This is a genomic window from Sinorhizobium prairiense, from assembly GCF_029201645.2.
GTDB lineage: Bacteria > Pseudomonadota > Alphaproteobacteria > Rhizobiales > Rhizobiaceae > Sinorhizobium > Sinorhizobium meliloti_A.
On the sequence record NZ_CP104131.1, the window covers coordinates 2,521,773 to 2,538,177 of the forward strand.

General features: G+C 62.2%; 14 protein-coding genes and 2 pseudogenes. 6 read left to right on the plus strand and 10 right to left on the minus strand.

What is annotated here, in order from left to right; genetic code table 11:
- Nucleotides 1-631: 631 nt before the first annotated feature.
- The 7 genes from N0Q91_RS14850 to N0Q91_RS14880 form a co-directional block, all read right to left on the minus strand.
- Nucleotides 632-2,020 (minus strand): FGGY-family carbohydrate kinase, encoded by a 1,389-nt coding sequence (locus tag N0Q91_RS14850; protein ID WP_275596785.1) that lies wholly within the window; start codon nucleotides 2,018-2,020, stop codon nucleotides 632-634.
- On the minus strand, nucleotides 2,017-2,331 hold the full coding sequence (gene rhaM / locus N0Q91_RS14855; protein ID WP_018094198.1) for an L-rhamnose mutarotase: 315 nt from the start codon (nucleotides 2,329-2,331) through the stop codon (nucleotides 2,017-2,019). The genes N0Q91_RS14850 and rhaM overlap by 4 nt, the downstream gene beginning before the upstream one ends.
- A gap of 10 nt (nucleotides 2,332-2,341) precedes the next feature.
- A complete protein-coding gene (locus N0Q91_RS14860; RefSeq protein WP_018094197.1) occupies nucleotides 2,342-3,346 on the minus strand; it encodes an ABC transporter permease in 1,005 nt (334 codons plus the stop codon).
- Nucleotides 3,346-4,326, minus strand: a complete 981-nt coding sequence (locus tag N0Q91_RS14865) for an ABC transporter permease (RefSeq protein WP_100669621.1) — start codon at nucleotides 4,324-4,326, stop codon at nucleotides 3,346-3,348. The genes N0Q91_RS14860 and N0Q91_RS14865 overlap by 1 nt, the downstream gene beginning before the upstream one ends.
- Nucleotides 4,323-5,834, minus strand: coding sequence for a sugar ABC transporter ATP-binding protein (locus tag N0Q91_RS14870; protein ID WP_275596786.1), 1,512 nt, complete (start codon nucleotides 5,832-5,834; stop codon nucleotides 4,323-4,325). The genes N0Q91_RS14865 and N0Q91_RS14870 overlap by 4 nt, the downstream gene beginning before the upstream one ends.
- 229 nt (nucleotides 5,835-6,063) lie before the next feature.
- Nucleotides 6,064-7,053 (minus strand): rhamnose ABC transporter substrate-binding protein, encoded by a 990-nt coding sequence (rhaS, locus tag N0Q91_RS14875; RefSeq protein ID WP_275596787.1) that lies wholly within the window; start codon nucleotides 7,051-7,053, stop codon nucleotides 6,064-6,066.
- Nucleotides 7,054-7,167: 114 nt separating this feature from the next.
- Complete coding sequence (locus tag N0Q91_RS14880; protein WP_018094194.1) at nucleotides 7,168-7,980, minus strand: DeoR/GlpR family DNA-binding transcription regulator; 813 nt, start codon at nucleotides 7,978-7,980, stop codon at nucleotides 7,168-7,170.
- A 201-nt stretch (nucleotides 7,981-8,181) separates the two neighbouring features.
- Between N0Q91_RS14880 and N0Q91_RS14885 the strand changes: the two are divergent.
- The 6 genes and pseudogenes from N0Q91_RS14885 to N0Q91_RS14910 all read left to right on the plus strand — a co-directional run bounded on the left by N0Q91_RS14885 (nucleotide 8,182) and on the right by N0Q91_RS14910 (nucleotide 13,343).
- Nucleotides 8,182-10,280: pseudogene (locus N0Q91_RS14885) on the plus strand (bifunctional rhamnulose-1-phosphate aldolase/short-chain dehydrogenase).
- Nucleotides 10,281-10,293: 13 nt separating this feature from the next.
- Nucleotides 10,294-11,586, plus strand: a complete 1,293-nt coding sequence (rhaI, locus tag N0Q91_RS14890; protein ID WP_275596788.1) for an L-rhamnose catabolism isomerase — start codon at nucleotides 10,294-10,296, stop codon at nucleotides 11,584-11,586.
- Between the two features lie 152 nt (nucleotides 11,587-11,738).
- Nucleotides 11,739-11,993: a GlsB/YeaQ/YmgE family stress response membrane protein gene (locus N0Q91_RS14895; RefSeq protein WP_004435988.1), complete on the plus strand. Its 255-nt coding sequence runs from the start codon at nucleotides 11,739-11,741 to the stop codon at nucleotides 11,991-11,993.
- Between the two features lie 70 nt (nucleotides 11,994-12,063).
- Entirely contained in the window at nucleotides 12,064-12,252 is a 189-nt protein-coding gene (locus tag N0Q91_RS14900) for a hypothetical protein (RefSeq protein WP_018094191.1), read from the plus strand.
- A gap of 78 nt (nucleotides 12,253-12,330) precedes the next feature.
- The gene (locus N0Q91_RS14905) at nucleotides 12,331-12,792 is read left to right on the plus strand and encodes a YbaK/EbsC family protein (protein ID WP_275596789.1); all 462 of its coding nucleotides are present in this window, start codon (nucleotides 12,331-12,333) and stop codon (nucleotides 12,790-12,792) included.
- Nucleotides 12,793-12,953: 161 nt separating this feature from the next.
- Nucleotides 12,954-13,343, plus strand: coding sequence for a DUF930 domain-containing protein (locus N0Q91_RS14910; protein ID WP_018094189.1), 390 nt, complete (start codon nucleotides 12,954-12,956; stop codon nucleotides 13,341-13,343).
- 283 nt (nucleotides 13,344-13,626) lie between these two features.
- Here the strand turns inward: N0Q91_RS14910 and N0Q91_RS14915 are convergent, their stop codons facing one another.
- The 3 genes and pseudogenes from N0Q91_RS14915 to N0Q91_RS14925 form a co-directional block, all read right to left on the minus strand.
- On the minus strand, nucleotides 13,627-13,938 hold the full coding sequence (locus N0Q91_RS14915; protein WP_100669626.1) for a hypothetical protein: 312 nt from the start codon (nucleotides 13,936-13,938) through the stop codon (nucleotides 13,627-13,629).
- 204 nt (nucleotides 13,939-14,142) lie between these two features.
- Complete coding sequence (locus N0Q91_RS14920; protein ID WP_275596790.1) at nucleotides 14,143-15,225, minus strand: nucleotidyltransferase family protein; 1,083 nt, start codon at nucleotides 15,223-15,225, stop codon at nucleotides 14,143-14,145.
- A pseudogene (locus N0Q91_RS14925) lies at nucleotides 15,212-16,311 on the minus strand (serine kinase). Before N0Q91_RS14925 ends, N0Q91_RS14920 begins: the two are co-directional and overlap by 14 nt.
- Nucleotides 16,312-16,405 lie beyond the last annotated feature (94 nt).

Below are 16,405 nucleotides of genomic sequence, written 5' to 3' on the forward strand. Positions count from 1 at the left end.
CCCACCCGATAGAGCAGCGCGCCCGGAAGCGCCCGCCATCGTCCGTCCCACAGTGATTTCAATGAAAGTGGATACCGGACCGAAACCGGTACGGCGGTGCGGCATCATGCCTTGAGGAGAAGTAGAGACTTCCTATTCCGACGTGTTGGACCATGTTTATGGTTAATTCCTTGCTTGAAAGTTAATGCCTCATGCCTCCTAACCGGAATCGCTAAAATTCAACCGGAGCTTTGCCGTCCGCTAGCGATGCAACGTTTTCTTTGAACGCAGCCACAGGTTTTCAATGATGAGAGTTTAGAATTGCGGATCTGCCTGCCGTTCAGTATCGAAGCATACAGCGTCATGCGTCTCCCATCGGACGGGCAGAGGTCGCTATAGCATTTGAAGTGCTGCATGTTCCTGGTGTCGGCTGCGATTCAGAACATGCAGGTGTGATAGCGCGAACTACGCGTTGAGTAGCATCTTCAGGCAATGGGCGGCATCATGACGGTGCGCCACGGGACGTGAACAATGATTGTTCTTGGAATAGGCGCCATCATCACCGCAACGCTCGCAATGGCAGCGATATCGATCGTCGTCAACCTTGAGTATGGCCGCGCAGCGAGCAGAACGTCCGTCTTCTGAAATTCCTTTAAGGATCACTCCGGACATGCGCAGCAGTGCGCCGGCGCCATGTCTCGGCATAAGCCGCACAGGCGTCCGGATTTGCGGCCGGTATCGGCGCGGTCCCCGTCCTGACGCGGGCGCCCGCAACGAGGCAGGCGGCGCCGAGGCTCGTTCCCGTGCTGTTCAGCCTGTTGGCAAGCACCGGCCGGCCGGTGGCGGCGGCAAGCATCCTCAGATAGGCGTCGTTCGAGGCAAACGGCCCCTCGACCAGGATCTCGCCCCTTGCCCCGATCAGATCGAGGCAGGTCGCTGTCATCAGTGCAAGATGAAAAGAGACGACGGCGAGCCGTTCGGCGGCAGCGAGCTTGCCTTCGTCCGTCGTCCAGCAGGGGCGCGCAGCCGGAAACGGCCCCGAACCACCCGGCAGCGACGGCAGCAGCATATGCCCTTGTTCCAGGACACTGGCTTCGGCCTCGGGCGAGGCCGGCGGCGGATCGTCGCCGATCAGCAGGGAATAGGCGCGCCCGCCCATGAAGCGGGCCGAAGGCACCGGATCACCGAGTGCGTTGACGTTGATGAGCGTGTCGCGCCGCTCGTCGAGTTTCACGGGCTCGGCGCCGACGGCGAGCATCACCACCCAGGTTCCGGTCGAGACTACGGAGAACGGCGCCTGGCGCGTAATGAGATGCGGCAGCAGCGAGGCGTTCGAATCGTGAATGCCGCAGTGGACCGGCGTTTCCGGCGGCAGGCCCGTCTCGTCGGCAACCTGCCGAAGCAGGGGACCAAGCACGTCGCCCGCCCTTCGCACCGGCGCGAAGAGAGAGCGCCAACCCTGCTCGTCGACCATCGACGAGAAGGTTGCCGCCTTCGGATTCCAGAGATCGGTGTGGCAGCCGAGCGAGGTCAACTCGCTCGTCCTGACCCCCGTCAGCCGGTAGGACCAATATTGCGCATAGGTGAGGATCGTCGCGACGCGGGCGAAATGCTCCGGAAACATGCGCTGCTGCCAGAAGAGCTGAGCGCCGACATTGAGCCCCATCGGCAGGCGCGCCGAACCGGTCTCCGTGAAGAGAGGGCGCGCCTCCTCGTATTCCTCCGCGAGCGCATCCGGACCGGCGAATTCATAGTCCAGAACCGGCAAGGCGAGCTCGCCCGCTTCATCGAGCAGCACGGCGGTCGCGCCATGCGTGGTCACCGAAATCGCATCCACCGGGTGCTCGCCGTGAAGCGCGGCCAGACTGTCGAGAATGAAACGCCAGAGGCGCTCGGTGTCGAAATGCGGGTAAAGCCCGTCAGCGCTGACAGCATTGCCGGCTTTGCGCACGGCGATTTCCTCGAAGCGCTCGAGATCGACGAGTGCGACCTTGGCGTTTGTCTTGCCGATATCGATGACGGCGACGGTTTTCATCATCATTTGAGGTGGAAGACGGTTTTGAGCGGCACGGCGACCGGCTCGTTGTCAGCGCGGGTCTCCATGATATCGGCCATATGGGCCCACCATTTCCGCATCACCGGGTGCGACGGCAGATCGGCCATCCTGTGATCGTCCGAACGCCAGAGGACGCCGAAGAGCAGGCCGTTCTCCTCATCGAGGTGGATCGAATAATCGGAGACACCGGCGTCCTTCAGGAGTGTGACCAATTCCGGCCAGATCGCGTCGTGACGCGCCTGGTATTCGGCGGCCTTGCCGGGATGGAGTCGCATGCGGAAGGCGTATTTTTCCATGACTTGCATCTCAACGAACGGAACGGCGGCGGGCGCGCTGCCAGAGAATCGGCAGCGCGATCACCGAAATCAGGAGCAGGCCGATGAAGATCGACATGACGATGCCGGGCACGTTCAGGAGGCCGAAGCCGAAAGTGACCATGCCCATGATCAGCGCCGCCAGCACGACCCCGGGTATCGTGCCGGAGCCGCCAAGAATGTTGACGCCGCCGAGCACCACCATGGTCACGACCTCGAGCTCCCAGCCCAGCGCGATCGAGGGCCGTGTGGAGCCGAGCCGCGAGGTGAGGCAGACGGAGGCGAGCCCGGCCATAAGGCCGGTCAGCAGGAAGAGCGTGAACTTGACCCGCCCGACTCGCACGCCGGAAAAGAGTGCCGCCGTCTGGTTGTTGCCGATGGCATAGACGGCACGGCCGAAATTCGTCCTGTGCAGCAGGACTGCGTAAATGACGGCGAGTACGACGAAGAGCGTGAACTCGAAGGAGAAAACCCACCAGACATAACCTTGGCCGAACCAGGCGAAGCTCTCGGGATAGCCGGTAAAGGCCTGGTCTCCGAGCACGATGAAGGACAGGCCGCGAAACAGGCTCATGGTGCCGATCGTCACCACGATCGACGGCAGACCCAGGCCTGTGATCAGGAGCCCGTTGACGAGACCGCAGAGGAGACCGACGCCAAGGCCGGTCGCGACGAGCGCGGGTGTGCCGAACCCGAGTTGCACCGCATAGCCCATGGCTGTCGAGGCAAGGGCGATTATGGAAGCGACCGAGAGGTCGATCTCGCCGGAGATGATCACCAGCGCCATGGCGAAGGCGATCATCGCCTTTTCGGTGAAGTTGAACGTGGCGTCGGAGAGGTTCCACGGATCGAGGAAGTAGGGCGACGCCAGCGAATTGCCGAGGAAGATCACGGCGGCGACCACGAAGAGCAGCGCTTCCCAGCTTTTCAGAAGGCGAGCGCCGCCTCCTTGCAGCCGATCGGGAATGTGGCGGGAAGAAATTTGCGCATCCGCCATCAGACCGCCTCCGCTTTCTTGAGAATGACCCTGCCCTTGCGCCGCTCGGCGCGGGCGTTGACGGCAACCGCGATGATGATGACCGTTCCGGATATCGCCAACTGTGCGAAGGGCGAGATATTGATGACCGGCAGGGCGTTCTTGATCACGCCGAGGAAGAGCGCTCCGAGGACGGCGCCCGCCACAGAGCCGATGCCGCCGGCGATCGAAATGCCGCCGATGACACAGGCCGCGATGATGTCGAGCTCGAAGCCGGCGGCGATGTCCACATAGGCGACCGCATAGCGCGATACCCAGAGGTAGCCCGACAGGCCCGCAAGCGCGCCCGAGAGGCAATAGGCGAAGAAACGCGTGCGCCCGACATCGATGCCCGTATAGACGGCTGCGTGCGGATTGCCGCCGACGGCATAGAAGGCGCGTCCGAGCGGCGTGCGACCCATGACCAGGAACATCAGCGCGACCATGACGAGCGAGAGCCAGGAAAGCACCGGCATGCCGGCCAAATCCAGCCGCGGCAGCGCCTTGAAGGCGTCGCTCATCTCATGGGCATTGATCCACTTGCCGTTCGTCAGCACGAAGATCAGGCCGCGATAGATCGTCAGCGTTCCGAGCGTGACCACGATCGGGGGAATATCGAGCTTCCAGACCAACGTGCCGTTGATCGCCCCGAGGAAGCCGCCCAGCACCATGACGGCAACAAGGATGAGCGGTATCGGCAGGTCGGGAAAGGCGTTGTTCAACATGGCCGCGACCATGCCGCAGAGCGCGAGGTTGGCCGCCATCGACAAATCGATGCAGCGCGTGAGAATGACGGCCATCTGCCCCAGCGCCAGAATGACGAGGATAGAGGTGTCGCCATAGACGCGCGCAAGATTGGAAGGAGCCACGAAAGCCGGAAAGCGCAAGGCGATCAGGGCAAGCAGTACGGCAATCGCGACGACGAGCAGGATTTCTCGGTTCTTGAGAAGCCTGGCCATCATGCGGCCCTCCCATCGACTTGCGTTTCTATGCCGGCTGCGGCGCGCACTAGCTTCTCGGCGGTCAGTTCCGACCGCTCGTATCTTCCGACGACGCGCCCCTCGCGCATGACGATGACGCGGTCCGACATCCCCATGATCTCGGGAATTTCCGAGGACACCATGATGACGCTCAAGCCTTGCGCCGCAAGCTCGCTCATGAAGGCATGAACGGCGGCCTTGGAGCCGATGTCGATGCCCTTGGTCGGCTCGTCGAGGACGATGACCTTCGGCCGGGTGGCGAGCCACTTGGCGATGACCACCTTCTGCTGGTTGCCGCCAGAAAGCGTGCCGACGTCCTGATCCAGCGCGGCGGCCCGCAGATCGAGGCGGGAGGTGTATTCGCGCGCCAGCGCGAATTCCTCGGCAAGCCGCAGGAAGCCCGAGCGCGAGGTCTGTGAAAGCGAGGGCAGCGTGACGTTCTGGAAGATCGGCATGCCGATGATCGCCCCCTGCCGTCCGCGCTCTTCCGGCACATAGACGATGCCGGCGCGGATCGCCTCCGCCGGGCTGCGGATGACCAGCACCTCGCCATCGAGTTTCACGGCACCGGCGGACGGGCGGGTGATGCCGATCAGCGACTGCATGAATTCCGAACGCCCGGCGCCGACAAGGCCATAGAAACCGAGGATCTCGCCGCGCCTGAGTTCGAAGTTGATGTCCTCGAATTCGGTCGGGTGGCGATAACCGGAAACGGTAAGCACCGGCTGACCGATCGTCACCTCCTTCTTCGGATAGACGGAGCCGACGGCGCGGCCGACCATCATGCGGACGAGATCATCCTGGCTGACGTCGGCGATCAGCCCTTCGCCGATCATCGCTCCGTCGCGAAAGACGGTGTAGCGGTCGGCGATGCGGAATATCTCATCGAATTTGTGGCTGATGAACAGGATGGCCTTGCCGTCTGCCTTGAGCCGCTCGATCAGTTCGTAGAGCTCGTGAATTTCCTTGTGCGACAGAGCGGCCGTCGGCTCGTCCATGATGACGACGCGCGCATCGACCGAGAGCGCCCGGGCGATCGCGACCAGATGCTTCTTGGCGATGCCGAGATCGCGCAGGCGGATGGTCGGGTCGAAATCGGCACCCGCGCGGCGCAACAGGGCCTGAGCGTCGGCGTTGAGCTTCTTCCAGTCGATGAGGCCGAACCGGTTGCGCGGAGCGTGGCCGAGAAAGATGTTTTCCGCGACGGAGAGCTCGTCGAAGAGCACCGTCTCCTGATGAATTGCCGTGACCCCGGCGCGGGACGCAGCAAGGGCGGTCGGAAAGATGGTCTCCGTGTCGCCGAGCCGGATGTTGCCCGCATCGGGCTGATAGATGCCGGTCAGTATCTTGACCAGCGTCGACTTGCCGGCGCCGTTCTCGCCGACGAGCGCCGTCACCGAACCGGGATAGAGGGCGAGCGAGACATCGGAAAGAGCGCGCACGCCCGGAAAGGACTTCGATATGCCCTCAAGCGCAATGGCGGGCTTCATCCGCGATGTGGTTGTGTCCTGCAACAAGAGTGGATCCACCAGTTCGGTCGTTTCAATTGGATGGCGGCCAAGTCCTTGATCGCATGAGGCTGCCCTCTATCCCTATCCCTCTTTCCGCTCGCGGGGAGAGGGATAGGAGAAGATTGCCGCACGTCGCTTCTCCCCGTCAGAACGGGGAGAAGGTGGCCGGCAGGCAGAATGAGGGGCGGACGCCGCCTCCTCGTGACGCTCAGAAGATCTTCGCGAATTCCTCGACGTTCGAGGCATCATAGACGAACGGGTCGGCCATGGCGCCTTCGTTGTTCTCGTCGAGCTTGACCGTGCCCATGCGGCCCATCTTGAGTTCCGCGCCGGGCTTGGCTTCGGCACCGTTGATGAGGTCGTAGGCGATCATCGTTGCCGAATAGCCGAGGTCGATCGGATTCCAGATGGCGAAGGACTTCGAGGCGCCGGACTTCACGTGTCCGGCCATTTCGGAGGGAAGGCCCAGACCGGTGACGTTGATCTGGCCGATCTTGCCGGCGTCGGTCACGGCCTGCGCCGCGGCGACGATGCCGACGGAGGTCGGCGCTATGATGGCCTTCAGGTTCGGATGGGACTGGATGAGCCCTTGCGTCTCGCGATAGGACTTGTCGGCCAGGTCGTCGCCATAGACGGTGGCGACCACATTGATGCCCTTGTAGTTGCCCTGGACCTTCTTCATTTCGGCGATCCACGTATTCTGATTGGTCGCCGTTGCGGAGGCCGAGAGCACTGCGACGTCGCCGCCTTCGGGCAGATTGTCGGCGGCGAGCTTGATGATCATGTTGCCGATCAGCGGGCTCGAGGACGGGTTGAGATGCATCTGACGGCCTTCCTTGGCCACACCCGAATCCCAGGAGATGACTTTGATGCCGCGATCCATCGCCTTCTTCAGCGCGGGGACGAGCGCGTCCGTGTCGTTGGCAGAAACCGCGATCGCATCGACTTTCTGGGCGATCAGCGAGTTGATCACTTCGATCTGGCCTTCGGCCGTCGTCGAGGTCGGGCCGGTATAGATGATCTCGACGTCGCCGAGTTCCTTGGCCGCTTCCTGAGCGCCCTTGTTGGCCGCTTCGAAGAAGCCGATGCCCAACGCCTTGACGACAAGGGCGATCTTCTTGTTCTCCGCATGAGCGGCATTTGCCATCAGCGCCACGGCGACGGCGGCCGTCACCATCAATGATTTCAGGACTTTCATCGTTTTTCTCTCCTCCCATGGGCCCGCATCCGGAGTGGCTGCGTCTTCCTGCCCGAACAATCGTTTCCCGATCTTCACCCGGAAGCTCGGGACATCAGCTCCTCTCCCCATGCTTCATGCGGGTGTCGAAGCCTTTTCGGCGTCGGCCTTGGCGCTCTGAGCGGCGACGATCAGGCTGACGCCGGCATTTTCAAGCATCGAGGCATGTCTGTCCTCGATACCCGAATCGGTAATGACGGTGGCGATGCGCTTGAGACCGCACAGAATGAGACTCGATCGCCTGTGAAATTTCGAGGAATCGACGAGCACGACGAGGTCGTCGGCCTGGTCGATCAGCTTCTGCTCAGCCTGGATCAGCAGCGGATCGGCCTCCATCAGCCCGAGAGGCCCCAGCCCCTGCGCCCCCATGAACATGCGCCGCGCATAGAAGTTGCGCGTCACGTCGTTCTCGAAGGGGCTCAATATGATGTTCTGCTCGCGATAGATCGTCCCGCCCGACAGCATGACGGTGTTCTTGGAATGCTTGAGCAGGTGCTCGGCGATCGGGAAGGAATTGGTGAAGACCTGCATCCGGCGATTGGCGAGGAAATGCACCATCTGAAAGGTCGTGGTGCCGCCGTTGATGATGATCGGTTCGCCGTCCTGACAGAGCGCCACCGCTTCCCGGGCGATCGCCTGCTTCTCCCGCGCATGCAGGCCTTCGTTCACCCGGAAGGGGCGGCCGGCAAGGCCTACGAACTGCGGAGGGTTGATCGCTTCGGCTCCGCCCCTGACACGGCGCAGCCGCTTTTGCACATGCAGTGCCGCGATGTCGCGGCGGATCGTCGCCTCCGAACTGCCGGTGAGATCGACCAGTTCAGGCACGGTTGCGACCGGCTTTTCCTGCACCGCCGACAGGATGATCCTGTGTCTCTCTTTCTCGTGCATGCGCTCCTCCGATGCTCCGCATGCTTCCATCCCTTCCGAGCATTGTCAATCACAACCAATCATGTTTTTTCATTGTGCGGCGCATCATGAAAGTTTTTGATCGTTTTTGATTGACATCGGCGTAATCACCGTGTGATCTGGTGCCAATCATAGGGCCGCGGTTCCAAGTTGCGGCAGCCAGATCAGCGGGAGGAGTTCGACATGCTCGACAAGCACCAGGGCGCGCGCCTTGCCAATCTTTGGGACGAGGGCAAGGCGGCAGGAATGACCGAGCCGGAAAAGCTCCTCTACCGCTCGAACCTCCTCGGATCGGACAAGCGGATCACCAATTACGGCGGCGGCAATACCTCCGCCAAGGTCATGGAAAAAGACCCGCTGACCGGCGAAATGGTCGAGGTCCTCTGGGTCAAGGGCTCCGGCGGCGACGTCGGCACGATCAAGATGGACGGCTTCTCCACCCTCTATATGGACAAGCTCCGCGCGCTGAAGGGCATTTATCGCGGCGTCGAATTCGAAGACGAGATGGTCGGCTACCTGCCGCATTGCACTTTCAACCTCAACCCCCGCGCCGCCTCGATCGACACGCCGCTACACGCCTATGTTCCGAAGCCGCATGTCGATCACATGCATCCGGATGCGATCATCGCCATCGCCGCCTCGAAGAACAGCAGGGAACTGACGAGCAGGATCTTCGGCGACGAGATCGGCTGGCTGCCGTGGAAACGGCCCGGCTACGAGCTCGGGCTCTGGCTTGAAAAGTTCTGCCAGGAAAACCCGGATGCGCGCGGCGTCGTACTCGAAAGCCACGGCCTCTTCACCTGGGGCGACACGGCGAAGGAGGCCTACGAGACCACGATCGAGATCATCAACCGCGCCATCGCCTGGTTCGAGACCGAGAACACGGGTCCCGCCTTCGGCGGTCGGTCCAAACCGGTGCTCGCCGCCGCCGATCGCGCCGCGATCGCCAAGAAGCTGATGCCGGTGATCCGCGGTCTCATCAGCGCGGGGAAAGCAAGGTCGGTCATTTCGACGACAGTCAGGCGGTGCTCGATTTCGTGACCTCGACCAGTCTCGAGCCGCTGGCGGCGCTCGGCACGAGCTGCCCCGATCACTTTCTTCGCACCAAGATCCGACCGCTGGTCGTCGATTTCGACCCGACGCAGCCGGATGTCGGAAGAACCCTTGCGGGCCTGCCCGAGGCGATCGCCACCTATCGCGCCGACTACGCCGCCTATTACGAGCGCTGCAAGCGCGCCGACAGCCCGGCCATGCGCGATCCGAACGCGGTCGTCTATCTGGTGCCCGGCGTCGGCATGATCACCTTCGCCAAGGACAAGGCGACGGCGCGCATCTCGGCCGAGTTTTACGTCAATGCGATCAATGTGATGCGCGGCGCGTCCGGCGTGTCGACCTATGTCGGGCTGCCGGAGCAGGAAGCTTTCGATATCGAATACTGGCTGCTCGAAGAAGCCAAGCTGCAGCGCATGCCGAAGCCGAAGAGCCTGGCCGGGCGCATCGCGCTCGTCACCGGCGGCGCCGGCGGCATCGGCAAGGCGACGGCCAACCGGCTGATGCAGGAGGGCGCCTGCGTGGTACTTGCCGATATCGACGAGACGGCGCTCGAAGCGGCTCAGACCGAGCTTTCCACCCGCTACGGCAAGGACTTCGTCCGCTCCGTCAACATGAACGTCACGAGCGAGGCGGCCGTCGAATCGGGCTTCGGCGACGCGCTCCTCGCCTTCGGCGGCCTCGATATTCTCGTTTCCAATGCCGGCCTCGCCACTTCGGCGGCGGTGGAGGACACGACGCTGGCGCTCTGGAACAAGAACATGGACATTCTCGCGACCGGCTACTTCCTGGTCTCGCGCGAGGCTTTCCGCATCTTCCGCAACCAGAAGGCCGGCGGCAATGTCGTTTTCGTCGCCTCCAAGAACGGGCTTGCGGCATCGCCCGGGGCGTCGGCCTATTGCACGGCCAAGGCGGCCGAGATCCATCTCGCCCGCTGCCTGGCGCTCGAGGGAGCGTCGGCGCAGATCCGCGTGAACGTGGTCAATCCCGACGCGGTTCTGCGCGGCTCCAAGATCTGGACGGGCGAATGGAAGGAGCAGCGCGCAGCTGCCTACAAGATGGACGTCGACGAGCTGGAGGCGCATTATCGCGAACGCTCGATGCTGAAGCTCAGCGTCTTCCCGGAAGATATCGCCGAGGCGATCTACTTCCTGGCTTCCGACATGTCGGCGAAATCCACCGGCAATATCGTCAATGTCGACGCGGGCAATGCCCAGTCCTTCACCCGCTGACCGGGAGGCACCGATGACCCTGATGATCAGCACATCCGTCCTCGATTTAGAGAATGCAAGCCGCCGGGACGGTCTCACGCGCGACTACGAAAGCCTGGGCGAGCGGCTCGCCCGCCGCGGCATCGATATCGATGCGGTAAAGGCCAAGGTCGCGGCCTACGGCGTTGCCGTCCCCTCCTGGGGCGTCGGCACCGGCGGCACGCGCTTTGCCCGCTTCCCGGGCGCCGGCGAGCCGCGCAATATCTTCGACAAGCTTGAAGACTGCGCCGTCATCCAGCAATTGACGCGGGCGACGCCGGCCGTGTCGCTCCATATCCCCTGGGACAAGGTCTCCGATCTTGGGGCCCTGAAGGAGAAGGGCACGGCGCTCGGCTTGAGCTTCGACGCGATGAACTCGAACACCTTCTCGGACGCGCCCGCTCAGGCGCATTCCTACAAGTTCGGCTCCCTCTCCCACACCGATCCCGCGACCCGACGCCAGGCGATCGAGCATAATCTCGAATGCGTCGAGATCGGCAAGGCGCTCGGCTCCAAGGCACTGACCGTCTGGATCGGCGACGGCTCCAACTTCCCCGGCCAGAGCAATTTCACCCGGGCGTTCGAACGCTATCTCGACTCGATGAAGGCGGTTTACGCGGCGCTTCCGGATGATTGGCGCATCTTCACCGAGCACAAGATGTTCGAACCGGCCTTCTATTCGACCGTCGTGCAGGATTGGGGCACGAACTACCTGATCGCACAGGAACTCGGGCCCAAAGCCTTCTGCCTCGTCGACCTCGGGCACCACGCACCGAACGTCAACATCGAGATGATCGTCGCCCGGCTGATCCAGTTCAAGAAGCTCGGGGGCTTCCATTTCAACGATTCGAAATACGGCGACGACGATCTCGACACCGGATCGATCGACCCCTACCGCCTGTTCCTCGTTTTCAACGAGCTCGTCGATGCGGAGACACGCGCCGCGCACGGTTTCGATCCGGCCCATATGCTCGACCAGAGCCATAACGTGACGGATCCGATCGAAAGCCTGATGACGAGCGCCATGGAGGTCGGCCGTGCCTATGCCCAGGCGCTGATCGTCGACCGTAACGCACTTGCAGGCTATCAGGAGGAGAACGATGCGCTGATGGCATCAGAAACACTGAAGACTGCCTTCCGGACCGACGTCGAGCCCATCCTCGCCATGGCCCGTCTGGAAAATGGCGGCGCCATTGCGCCGGTTTCCGCCTACCGGGCAAGCGGCTACCGCGCCAGGGTGGCAGCCGAGCGTCCTGCAGTCGCCGGCGGCGGCGGCGGCATCGTCTGAACCGGCCGCAGCAACTTCTCCCTGCCAGAACGGGAGAAAGTCGCGGCGGCGGCGAAGAAGGCATTCCCCGCCGTCAAAAATACGACGCGCGACTTCTATCGCATTCGAAAACATGGTTTATCCTCTCCTCAGATACAATGAGAGGGTGATTCATGGGCATTGAAAGCATTCTGGTATTCCTGATCGTCGGCGCGGTTGCAGGCTGGCTTGCCGGTTTGATCGTCAGCGGAGGCGGCTTCGGTCTGCTCGGGAATATCGTGATCGGCATCGTCGGCGCCTTCATCGCCGGCCTTCTCTTCCCGGCCATCGGGATCAGCATCGGCACCGGCATCTTTTCTGCCATTATTCACTCGACGATCGGGGCCGTGATCCTTTTGGTGCTGATTCGCGTCGTCAAACAAGCCTGATCCGCGTTACCCCCATACGGTCCGCGCCAAACGCGGACCGGCGATCGCAAGCCAACGAGCGGAGGCGAAAATGACCGAACTCTACGCGGAAAAGATCGAGGACGCACTCAAGTCCTACATCGCGGACCACCCCGGCACCCTGACGCGCGAACAGGCGATCTCCACCATCCTCGAAACCTGGTTCGCAAGCAACGGCTACCTGCCGTCGCAGCAGGAAGGGATGCGTCCCGAAGATCTCGATGCTTCGAACGACGACTGAAATGTCCCGCGCCTGAACGGCGGTTTTTAGCCCTGTGCGGCGCCGACGCTAATTTGATCCAAACTACAGATTGCCGAAATGAGCCTCGCTTCCGTCAAACAGTTCTTTTCCCGGAACGCACCGGACATCGACGTCATCGAGCTGGAGCAGAGCACCGCCACCGTGGCGCTCGCGGCAGAAGGCCATGGCGTCGAACCGGCGCAGATAGCCAAGACGCTCGCGCTCCGGGTGGGCGACGAAATCATCCTGATCGTCACGCGCGGCGATGCGCGCCTCGACAACAAGAAATACAAGGCGCGGTTTGGAACCAAGGCGCGCATGCTCGGCTTCGACGAGGTCGAGACGGAAACGGGCCATCCGGTCGGCGGGGTCTGCCCTTTCGGGCTCGCCAAGCCCCACAGCGTCTATTGTGACGAGTCTCTCAAGGCTTTCGACGTGGTCGTGCCCGCAGCTGGTGCGACCAACGCCGCCGTCCATATCAGCCCGGAGCGGATGGCCGAGCTGACCGGTGCAAAATGGATCGACGTCTCGGCGGTGTAGCGTCTACATGCCGCGGCACGCAGTGGTCTTGGGCAGTGGTCTTGGGCAGCGGCCTTGGAATGGCCACATAGTTTAACTGAATGCTGACAACTCCCCCACCCCGCGAAGCAGGCCGATGAGTCGGAATGCCACCGCGTTGTAGATCTGGAGCGGTACGGAGAATGAAATCACGCGCATGCGCCCTCGCCCTCGCCACATTGGCGGCATGCCCAACGCAAGCGATGGACCGGTCCCTCGTCCGGCAATTCGAGAAGCTCGATCCCCAGACGCGGCTGGAGCAGCGTTGCGACACGGAAGCGATGGAGCGGATCGGCGCCGACAAGAACCGGTTCAAACCGGACAAGGTCATCGCCTATACCTTCGCCGATCCCGTCATGAAAGGCGACAGGATGAAGGCGACGGGCGCGGTATTCCGAAGCAAGGGCGACTGGTACAAACTGGCATTCAGGTGCAAAACGGATTCCGAGCACCTTGAGGTGCTGTCCTTCGAATACAAGATCGGAGAACGTGTGCCGCGGGAGAACTGGGACCAGCTCTATCTTTATCCCTAGGAGAGCCGCACAGTCATCGCGATCTAGACGATCGCCATCAGGAACACCAGGGACCCGAGCGACAGTGCGGCGATGATGCTCATCAGCACCTTCATCATGTGTTCCGTCATTTCGTACATCCTACCCAGCTCCTCAGGAAGACGAATGCCGCACCTGCGCCGGATCGACGGGCCAGCCGGCCCGTGATCATCGGCGTCAAGAATTTTGTAAGAAATTGGTTAACAAATCACCTTCATTGGCGTGATCCGGCTTGCTCCGGCCCACGACCCGCATTGGCGAGCGATTAACGCAAGACCCCGCCTGACTTCGAACCGCCCTGCGACTGCCCGGCTCCCGGGCCGCCCTGCGACACGCCGCCGCCATGCGAGCTACCGGGATTTGTTCCGTCCGGTCCGTTGCCGTAGCCATTGTTGCCCTTCGGGCCGCCACCGCCGCCGCCACCCGACTTGGCAATTGCATTCGATGTAAGGCTGGTCGAAAGCAGCATGGTGACGGCGGGTGGCGTCACCACCGCGAAGCGCCCACAATTCTTCAGAAATTCACGTCGGTCTTCGTCGCTGCGCGACGGCAGTCCGTTTGGCATTTCGGAACTCATGGACGCCTCCCCCTGTTCGTTGACTATTTCGCCGAATTTACAGTAAAATTTTGCTGGACAATAGTGTTACATTTGGGTGCTTCCCGCAATATAGAATACTATATAATCAATTATAATTAGCCATATATAGCTACAAAGATTTATTCTGGTGTACACTCAAGACCGTTACAGGAAATCGGCACCCTTCAGCCATCAATATCCACTCTAGATCTTTCCGGACGGTCTCGACCGAAAGATGCGTCGGAGCTCGCGGAGTTTCCGCTTGGCCTCCTGGCGCCGCGACGGGTATGACTCACCGCCGTACCGGTCCCAGGACGGGTAGTGGGCGATCTCGGTCAGGAGCGTGAAAACGGTGAAGGGGACGAAGAGATAATCCCTTCCAAGCTGGACGCGTCTGCGTTGCAATTGAAGCCGCGGCAGCTTCCCGGCGGACAAAGCGGACGCCACACCCATCCCGAACAGCATGTCGGCTGTCAGAATCTGCGTCTCGACCGCATGTCTTTCGTACCCTCTGGCGAAAAGCGACATCAGCTGCGCCCAGTCGACGCTGTCCGAAGCTGCGAGCTTCGACAGATCGAGAAGGTGTCGTAGATCGATCAGGCCGCGCCAGTAGTCGCCATCCTGGAACTGATCATGCAAGATCAGGAAGACGATCTGGGCAAAGGGCGACGGAATGCGAACGTCTCCGCCATCGAGAACGATCCTGCGGCTGTGCCCATACAGCCATTCGATGTCGCTGAAGGAGGCCGGCCCTTTAGGCCGGCATTGAAGATCGATGCTCCCTGCATCCGTCGGCCGCTCCAGGACTGCGGGCAGATGGAATTTGGGGTTTCCCGGCCATGAGCCGCTGCCGGCGGCAAGGCGGATCTCGTAACCGATGTCCTGCAGTGCTCCAATCGATGAAGCCATGTCGGCGGGGCGGACGAGAATATCGAGGTCGGTCAGCATCCGCGCCCCGATCTCGTCCGGCTTCTGTGCAACCAGGATTGCCGCACCCTTCATGAGGACCGGCTCCACGCCGATGCGGTCGAGGCATTGAACCGCCTCGGTCAGTTGCGCCAACAGTCTCCTGTTGCGCTCCGCGTTCCTGTCGTAAATCAGAGAGAGGTAGCGATGGACATCCTCGGGCACGTCCACCGCATATTTCCTCGCCGCGAGAGCGAGCGAGGATATCGTCAGGCTATCATTCGCAAGCGCGATGACGTGCTCCCAGTCCACGTCAGCCGGAGGCTTGCCGTTGAGGCAGGATGTGAGCGCGAGAAGGTTTCGATAGCTACGTCCCGTCATGGTGCCTGCTCAGCATCTCTACGGCCTCGTCCAGCCGCATATAGGAAAGCTCGACGGCACTGGCGCCGCGAATGGCGTTCAGCAGGGCGTCGAACTGCGACAGGTCGAGGCGCCGTGTCGGCGTAAAGGCGCCGAGAAGAGCTCCGACAGAACCCGCGCCGGTTCGACCGCGGCAAGCTCCGTCCGGCCTTTGCGCCGGCGCAGCAGCACGATGGTGCCAAGCGGCACTGCATCGTCAGACGCAAAGGGGATCGACGCCAGGTAGCGGACATATCGATTGTCGAGGCGGCGATGAACCGGCGCCGCTTCGATCGTGCCGCGCAGGCCTTCGAGGAGACCCCATGAGCCGCGCTTCAGAGCAGGGGCGAAGGGAACGCCCCGCAGCAGGCCGTCCGGCCTCATCAGCGCGATATCGTCGCCGCCGCAGGCAAAGCCTGCTTCGAGGAGCGCGAGCGCGAGCGTCGACTTGCCCGCGCCCGGCGCGCCGCAAATCAGAAGCCCCTTCCCGCTCTTCACCAGGAGCGCGGCATGAAGCGCGACCGTCGTGCCGAGGCTTGCAAGCACATCCTCCGTCAGCAACGCTTTCAGCGCCGGCACCGCTTCGTTGGCCGCGACGATCATGCCGGGGGAACGGTTGCGGCTGACGCACACGCGGTTGCCGAACTTCGCCACCGCATAGGAGACCGAAGGCTTCAGGCCCTCTGACGCCTGATGATCGAATACGGGCAGGATGAGATCGAGGAGGCCCCTATCGTGATATGCTATCGAGACGGCGGCTCCATGCATGTCCAGCACATGCGTGTGTATCGGCGCCCCGTCCTCGGCGTCGAAGGCAATCTCCAGCAGACCCTCGCGGGACATATAAAGGAGATAATCCCGCACCGATTTTCGCGCTTCGGCCCGGCCGGCGCCGCGTGCCACGAGATCGGCCTCCAGCCGGCGCTGCGACATGGGTTCGGCGAGAAGGCAGGTGAGATACGCGGTAAGGTCGTCAACCTCAAAAATCTGCTGCGACGCTTCGACGAAAATCGTCTTGCGCTGTCCGAGCAGAAAAAATCGTGCCCCGTCGGAGACGCGGAATTTCATTCCAACCCCCTCGCGCTGCCGCGTGCCTCGGCATGTCTTCGTATTTGTGGTCGAAAATTCGCGATCCCGCCAGCCCCGACGCGGCGTCCACGGC

Coding starts and splice junctions, on each gene's coding strand:
- N0Q91_RS14850 (WP_275596785.1), bottom strand. CDS start 2,020: ATGATGATGAAAACCGTCGCCGTCATCGATATCGGCAAGACAAACGCC.
- rhaM (WP_018094198.1), bottom strand. CDS start 2,331: ATGGAAAAATACGCCTTCCGCATGCGACTCCATCCCGGCAAGGCCGCC.
- N0Q91_RS14860 (WP_018094197.1), bottom strand. CDS start 3,346: ATGGCGGATGCGCAAATTTCTTCCCGCCACATTCCCGATCGGCTGCAA.
- N0Q91_RS14865 (WP_100669621.1), bottom strand. CDS start 4,326: ATGATGGCCAGGCTTCTCAAGAACCGAGAAATCCTGCTCGTCGTCGCG.
- N0Q91_RS14870 (WP_275596786.1), bottom strand. CDS start 5,834: ATGAAGCCCGCCATTGCGCTTGAGGGCATATCGAAGTCCTTTCCGGGC.
- rhaS (WP_275596787.1), bottom strand. CDS start 7,053: ATGAAAGTCCTGAAATCATTGATGGTGACGGCCGCCGTCGCCGTGGCG.
- N0Q91_RS14880 (WP_018094194.1), bottom strand. CDS start 7,980: ATGCACGAGAAAGAGAGACACAGGATCATCCTGTCGGCGGTGCAGGAA.
- rhaI (WP_275596788.1), top strand. CDS start 10,294: ATGACCCTGATGATCAGCACATCCGTCCTCGATTTAGAGAATGCAAGC.
- N0Q91_RS14895 (WP_004435988.1), top strand. CDS start 11,739: ATGGGCATTGAAAGCATTCTGGTATTCCTGATCGTCGGCGCGGTTGCA.
- N0Q91_RS14900 (WP_018094191.1), top strand. CDS start 12,064: ATGACCGAACTCTACGCGGAAAAGATCGAGGACGCACTCAAGTCCTAC.
- N0Q91_RS14905 (WP_275596789.1), top strand. CDS start 12,331: ATGAGCCTCGCTTCCGTCAAACAGTTCTTTTCCCGGAACGCACCGGAC.
- N0Q91_RS14910 (WP_018094189.1), top strand. CDS start 12,954: ATGAAATCACGCGCATGCGCCCTCGCCCTCGCCACATTGGCGGCATGC.
- N0Q91_RS14915 (WP_100669626.1), bottom strand. CDS start 13,938: ATGAGTTCCGAAATGCCAAACGGACTGCCGTCGCGCAGCGACGAAGAC.
- N0Q91_RS14920 (WP_275596790.1), bottom strand. CDS start 15,225: ATGACGGGACGTAGCTATCGAAACCTTCTCGCGCTCACATCCTGCCTC.